This is a genomic window from Synechococcales cyanobacterium T60_A2020_003, assembly GCA_015272205.1.
Lineage (GTDB): Bacteria > Cyanobacteriota > Cyanobacteriia > RECH01 > RECH01 > JACYMB01.
This window is the reverse complement of record JACYMB010000140.1, coordinates 1-4318: the sequence shown is the minus strand read 5'-3', so window position 1 is coordinate 4318 and position 4318 is coordinate 1. Positions and strand designations below refer to the sequence as shown.

General features: G+C 50.6%; 9 protein-coding genes and 1 tRNA gene. 7 read left to right on the top strand and 3 right to left on the bottom strand.

Annotated elements, in window-relative coordinates; genetic code table 11:
- Together IGR76_07185 and IGR76_07180 are read left to right on the top strand one after the other, a co-directional pair.
- Positions 1 to 476, top strand: a 476-nt coding sequence (locus IGR76_07185; protein MBF2078292.1) for a hypothetical protein, incomplete at its 5' end; no start/stop codon positions are given.
- Between the two features lie 66 nt (positions 477 to 542).
- Positions 543 to 1136: a prepilin-type N-terminal cleavage/methylation domain-containing protein gene (locus tag IGR76_07180; protein MBF2078291.1), complete on the top strand. Its 594-nt coding sequence runs from the start codon at positions 543 to 545 to the stop codon at positions 1134 to 1136.
- A gap of 20 nt (positions 1137 to 1156) precedes the next feature.
- On the opposite strand, the gene IGR76_07175 is transcribed toward IGR76_07180, so the two are convergent.
- Positions 1157 to 1876, bottom strand: a complete 720-nt coding sequence (locus tag IGR76_07175; GenBank protein MBF2078290.1) for a G-D-S-L family lipolytic protein — start codon at positions 1874 to 1876, stop codon at positions 1157 to 1159.
- A gap of 66 nt (positions 1877 to 1942) precedes the next feature.
- On the opposite strand from IGR76_07175, the gene IGR76_07170 reads away from it, so the two are divergent.
- The 5 genes from IGR76_07170 (at position 1943) to IGR76_07150 (ending at position 3672) form a co-directional block, all read left to right on the top strand.
- Positions 1943 to 2122 (top strand): hypothetical protein, encoded by a 180-nt coding sequence (locus IGR76_07170; protein ID MBF2078289.1) that lies wholly within the window; start codon positions 1943 to 1945, stop codon positions 2120 to 2122.
- Positions 2123 to 2175: 53 nt separating this feature from the next.
- Entirely contained in the window at positions 2176 to 2412 is a 237-nt protein-coding gene (locus tag IGR76_07165) for a DNA-directed RNA polymerase subunit omega (GenBank protein ID MBF2078288.1), read from the top strand.
- Between the two features lie 82 nt (positions 2413 to 2494).
- Positions 2495 to 3127, top strand: a complete 633-nt coding sequence (locus IGR76_07160; GenBank protein MBF2078287.1) for a hypothetical protein — start codon at positions 2495 to 2497, stop codon at positions 3125 to 3127.
- 9 nt (positions 3128 to 3136) lie between these two features.
- On the top strand, positions 3137 to 3514 hold the full coding sequence (locus IGR76_07155; GenBank protein ID MBF2078286.1) for a DUF1818 family protein: 378 nt from the start codon (positions 3137 to 3139) through the stop codon (positions 3512 to 3514).
- Between the two features lie 84 nt (positions 3515 to 3598).
- Positions 3599 to 3672 (top strand) — tRNA-Pro (locus tag IGR76_07150).
- On the opposite strand, the gene IGR76_07145 is transcribed toward IGR76_07150, so the two are convergent.
- Together IGR76_07145 and IGR76_07140 are read right to left on the bottom strand one after the other, a co-directional pair.
- A complete protein-coding gene (locus tag IGR76_07145; GenBank protein MBF2078285.1) occupies positions 3654 to 3947 on the bottom strand; it encodes an SAM-dependent DNA methyltransferase in 294 nt (97 codons plus the stop codon). The genes IGR76_07150 and IGR76_07145 overlap by 19 nt on opposite strands.
- Positions 3931 to 4119, bottom strand: a complete 189-nt coding sequence (locus IGR76_07140; GenBank protein ID MBF2078284.1) for a hypothetical protein — start codon at positions 4117 to 4119, stop codon at positions 3931 to 3933. The genes IGR76_07145 and IGR76_07140 overlap by 17 nt, the downstream gene beginning before the upstream one ends.
- Positions 4120 to 4318 lie beyond the last annotated feature (199 nt).

Sequence of the window (4318 nt, the reverse complement as noted above, 5' to 3'; positions counted from 1 at the left end):
GCTATGAGCTATCCCCGTTCAACAACAACGCGGCTCCAGTTCCAGGCTATATTCCGCCTGCCCTAGACGCTGATGGCACCCCTCTATTTAGAATTTGGCCCAACGATTTAGAAGGGCCTCGATCTGCGCCTCCCCCCCAAGACACCTCGGCTGTGCTCGTAGATTTCGTAGACACCGAACTAGAGGGAAACGAGAAATTTCGCGAAGCGAATAATCCTTGTCCCTCTGATGATTACAACATCACTCCATCTACTGCTCCATTTCGGAGCTTCTATGCTTGTGTGTTGGAGCCTGTGAACGCAGATGGATCCCTCAATATCAACGAGGGAGAGCAAAGTGTAGATGTATTGGTGCATCTACGTGGTAACGCGTATGGTAAGCCAGGTATCTTTAATGAAGATGCGTTTATCACAGGATTAGAAACTCGTGTCTTTACCCGTAGCGGCGTCGATAAAGCACCGGGCAATGCAAACTAATCCCTCAGCATTCATACGTGCTCGCCGTCACGATTCGTACCCAGATTTAGGAAGGGGAAAGCATTCATGAAACCGTTGCTTAGAGTCTTACTCCTTAAAGCATCAAAAGCCAATTCCACGGCGGGGTTCTCGCTGATGGAGTTATTAGCAACTTTAGTGATCATTGGCATTTTGGCGGCGATCGCTGGGCCAAGCTGGTCAACCTACCTCAACAGCAGACGCGCCTCCGATAGCGCCAACGTTTTCTTGGAATCGTTTCGGGTCACTCAATCAGACGCTGCCAAAAGTCGGCGTCCCCACACGATTGAGATCAATCCAAACGATGCCGATCCTCCCGTTGTCCGCTTTGGGAGACTCAGTATCGATCCTGATGCTCGGTCTGTTGAAACCCTGGGAGGTGCTGACAGCAAGCCAGGACTGATCCAGCTAAACGCCGTAGACGCGGACAACACCTCTGTAGACGAAATTCGATTTACTGGACAAGGCAATATCGATGCAGATTTTCTGCAAGACAATGACTACGATCTGCCCATTTACGTATCTGTCACCGCCCCCTCTCCTGACGCCCAGCCCAACGTCACTGGACAGAAACGCTGCGTAGTAATTCAAACGCTTCTAGGTGCAACGCGGAATGCTAAAGATGAAGAGTGTAAGCCCTAAACACTAGGCCAGATCGCTCATCAACTCGCAACCATCTGAACGGGCATTTGCAGCCAAGGGGCGGCAGCGTCCCAACCCATAAACGCTTCCAACAGGGACGTATAGCCTGCGACGTTTGGATGAATGCCATCGGCGGAAAGGCGCGATCGCCACCAGCACTCACCCTGCGCTATCCACTGGTCGTAAATATCAAGATAGGGAATACCCCGAAGGTTACAAGCGTCTTTCGTAACGTGCTTATATTGACGCTGATCAGCATGGGAATAATACAAAACCTCTGCAAATGGCATGCGATGCTCATCAACGGGCGGCATTCCCACAAAGAGGACAGGACATAGGGCTTGCGCATGGTCTAGCAAGGCATCCAAACTCTGCTTAAATTCATCCATCGGTACCAGATGCCGCCCTGTCGGTTTGCCAACACGGGCAGAGTCGTTAATTCCGAACGATAAAATCAGGGCATCGGGGACACGATGGCGCAACTCTCCCCGGTAGCGAAACTCTTGTTCTAGCCGCTGCGAGACTTGATTCACTCCATCGCCTCGCACACCAAGGTTGTAGAGAATGTGTCCGGCACTTTGCGGATCCATCCAGTGACGACGCAGGCGTTCTACCCATCCGCCGCCCTCTGGATCACCGAACCCGTATACAAGGCTGTCTCCGATCGCGACAATCCGTAAGGGTTCTAAACGTGCTACAGCGGGCGATCGCCCATAATTAGGATGAATCAAAGTTTGCATAACTGTTGTGAATGACTCCACCACCACTGGGCACGCGCTTTGCGTATCCTACCAATTTAAACTTATATGGATATTTGTAAACCCCTGATTTTTATTCGGCTGCGGTTCGGTTTTCATGATTCCCACGCCGCACTCCCCGTCAGTCTGATGGTGTTTCAAGCTCCTTGCTTCAATACTGCCCCTAAACGTCGTCCCTCGGTTCACGCTGTTTCAGACTTCCCGGATATTGAGCCACCCCCACTGTAAAGTCTTGATACACTAGGGAGGATAACCTTCCATTGGTAACTACAGAGCAAGCTATGCGCATTACGAAACGCTCCGCTGTTGATCCGACTCAGTTAGCGCGTCGGGCTGAAGATTTGGTGAATGCTGCCTCCAACCGCTATCGCATCACGGTGCAGGTGGCAAATCGCGCGCAACGTCGCCGTTATGAGGATTTCGACAGTATTGATGATCCCAAGATGAAGCCTGTGATTCGTGCCATTATCGAGATGTCCGATGAACTGACTCAGCCCGAAATTATTGGCGACGAGTAGGTAAGGGATCGGAATATTACGTCCTAGGTCATCGGTTTGAAATTACGGTGCAGTCATGTTTGTCTTTTCGAAGATGCCTACTATGTGGAATCGGGTTACACGGTACGTGGTGTTATTTCTGTTAGCGATGTGCGCTGTTGTAGGTGGGGCGATCGCCCTTCCGCAGCAATTTCCAGCAACCGCTCAGCTTCCGCCCGTTTTGATTCCGCGCGTCCCGATCGACGATGCGACTGCACAACAGATTTATGCCCAGCTACCGGGTTTGCCTCTCGAAAACCAGTACATTAGTCGGGATACGGGCGAACCCGCTACAGAAAATACGTTGGTTCGTCGCCTCATTGTCTATCACCTTCTCGTGAAGGGGCGTCCACCGTTTTATCGGTTGGATTGGAAACTAACCCTCGCGGATTACCTAGGTGCAAACGAGCTCATGTTTCAGGATGCCTATCCTGGTGCTGATGATTTACAAACAAATCCGCTGGCAGGAGACCGTGCGGCGATCGCCGCCCTCACTCGTCAACAGCGAGATGACCTCGTTCTCACCTTAGTGCGCGTCTATAACCCCAATTACGACACTGAGACCACAGCTACCGAAGCTGGGGAACCCTCTGAGGACATGACGAGTTCCCCCTCTTCTGAAACAGCATCCTCTTCTAATTCAAACAATCTCCCTAGTCTCCCTCAGCCTGGAGATGCCGATCTACTCCGCTTTTGATTCATAGGGATGGCGTTCTCTTCAGATAGACAGATGCGTTCCGGCTCAGGATGGCGCATTGGCTGGGATCCCAGTCGCCACCCCTACTGTGCGCTTTTGGGGTCTGACCATTGGGCCATTGAGCTAACCGCAGAGGAGTTTCAGGATGTTTCACGCCTTGCTTTTCAGCTAGCAGACACGATGCAGCACATGCAGCAAGAACTCATGGATGAAGAGCGGATCAGTTGCGAAGCGGAGAGCGATCGCGTTTGGGTTGAGGTTGAAGGATATCCACAGTCCTACGAGCTACGGTTCATTGTATTGGGCGATCGCGGCGTTGAAGGGCAGTGGCCTGCTGAGGTTGTGCCTTATCTCCTCAAAGCGCTCCAGATGATTAGTATTTTTTAGAGTTGCCGCATTTTTAATTGTCTTGGGAAATGGTTGTCTATACTTGTCTACGCCTGTGCTATGCTTGTGGAGCACGTGAATTAACGGGGCGTAGCGCAGCTTGGTAGCGCACCACTTTGGGGTAGTGGGGGTCGTGGGTTCAAATCCCGCCGCTCCGATTCTTGACAGTTAGCCTGAGTAAGGTGTTTAAGTAACCCTGGAAAGGCTTTAAGCCAGAAGAATTGAGCCGTGACAGCTCAATTCCAGTTATCAATACAGAAACTTGTCGAGCAATAATCGTGATAATCGCGTTTGGGTTGGTCAGAGCATCTTCATCCTCTAGCAGCAACCGCACCATCAGCCGAATCACTTCTCTTGGAGTAAAGTGTTCTTCAGCAAATTCATTGTTGTCCGTATTGAACCGATAAATCAGACGCTCAAAAATTTGCCCCATTGAAGTGGCTATCGGTAACTTCAGGATTCAAAAACTGAATCCCATCAAACCGCTTAAAAATAGGGTGTAGCAACTTAGAACTTTGCAACCGAGACACCTGACGACGAAAATCAAAAATGTCCTGTACGTCTGGGCTAAAGCCATTCAGGTCATTGATCAGGTTCTGTGCCAAGTTTTCATGATCGTCAAGCAGCCGATCCCAGTCTTACTCTGAGGTGTTATGAACAAGAGAACCGCTAGCCGCCGAAGTGAGAACTCCATGCAGATTCTCCAGCTTTTCTTTATATTTTTCGTAATATAGCGCTAGCCATCTCGATTAGGACATTTTGGTGGGGCGGCGAAGCCGCCCCACCAAAATGTCCATGTCCTAA

What these genes read in the sequence shown, in the direction of transcription:
- IGR76_07145 (MBF2078285.1), bottom strand. Translation starts at nt 3,947, where the DNA reads ATGGGGCAAATTTTTGAGCGTCTGATTTATCGGTTCAATACGGACAAC.
- IGR76_07170 (MBF2078289.1), top strand. Translation starts at nt 1,943, where the DNA reads ATGGATATTTGTAAACCCCTGATTTTTATTCGGCTGCGGTTCGGTTTT.
- IGR76_07175 (MBF2078290.1), bottom strand. Translation starts at nt 1,876, where the DNA reads ATGCAAACTTTGATTCATCCTAATTATGGGCGATCGCCCGCTGTAGCA.
- IGR76_07160 (MBF2078287.1), top strand. Translation starts at nt 2,495, where the DNA reads ATGTGGAATCGGGTTACACGGTACGTGGTGTTATTTCTGTTAGCGATG.
- IGR76_07155 (MBF2078286.1), top strand. Translation starts at nt 3,137, where the DNA reads ATGGCGTTCTCTTCAGATAGACAGATGCGTTCCGGCTCAGGATGGCGC.
- IGR76_07165 (MBF2078288.1), top strand. Translation starts at nt 2,176, where the DNA reads ATGCGCATTACGAAACGCTCCGCTGTTGATCCGACTCAGTTAGCGCGT.
- IGR76_07180 (MBF2078291.1), top strand. Translation starts at nt 543, where the DNA reads ATGAAACCGTTGCTTAGAGTCTTACTCCTTAAAGCATCAAAAGCCAAT.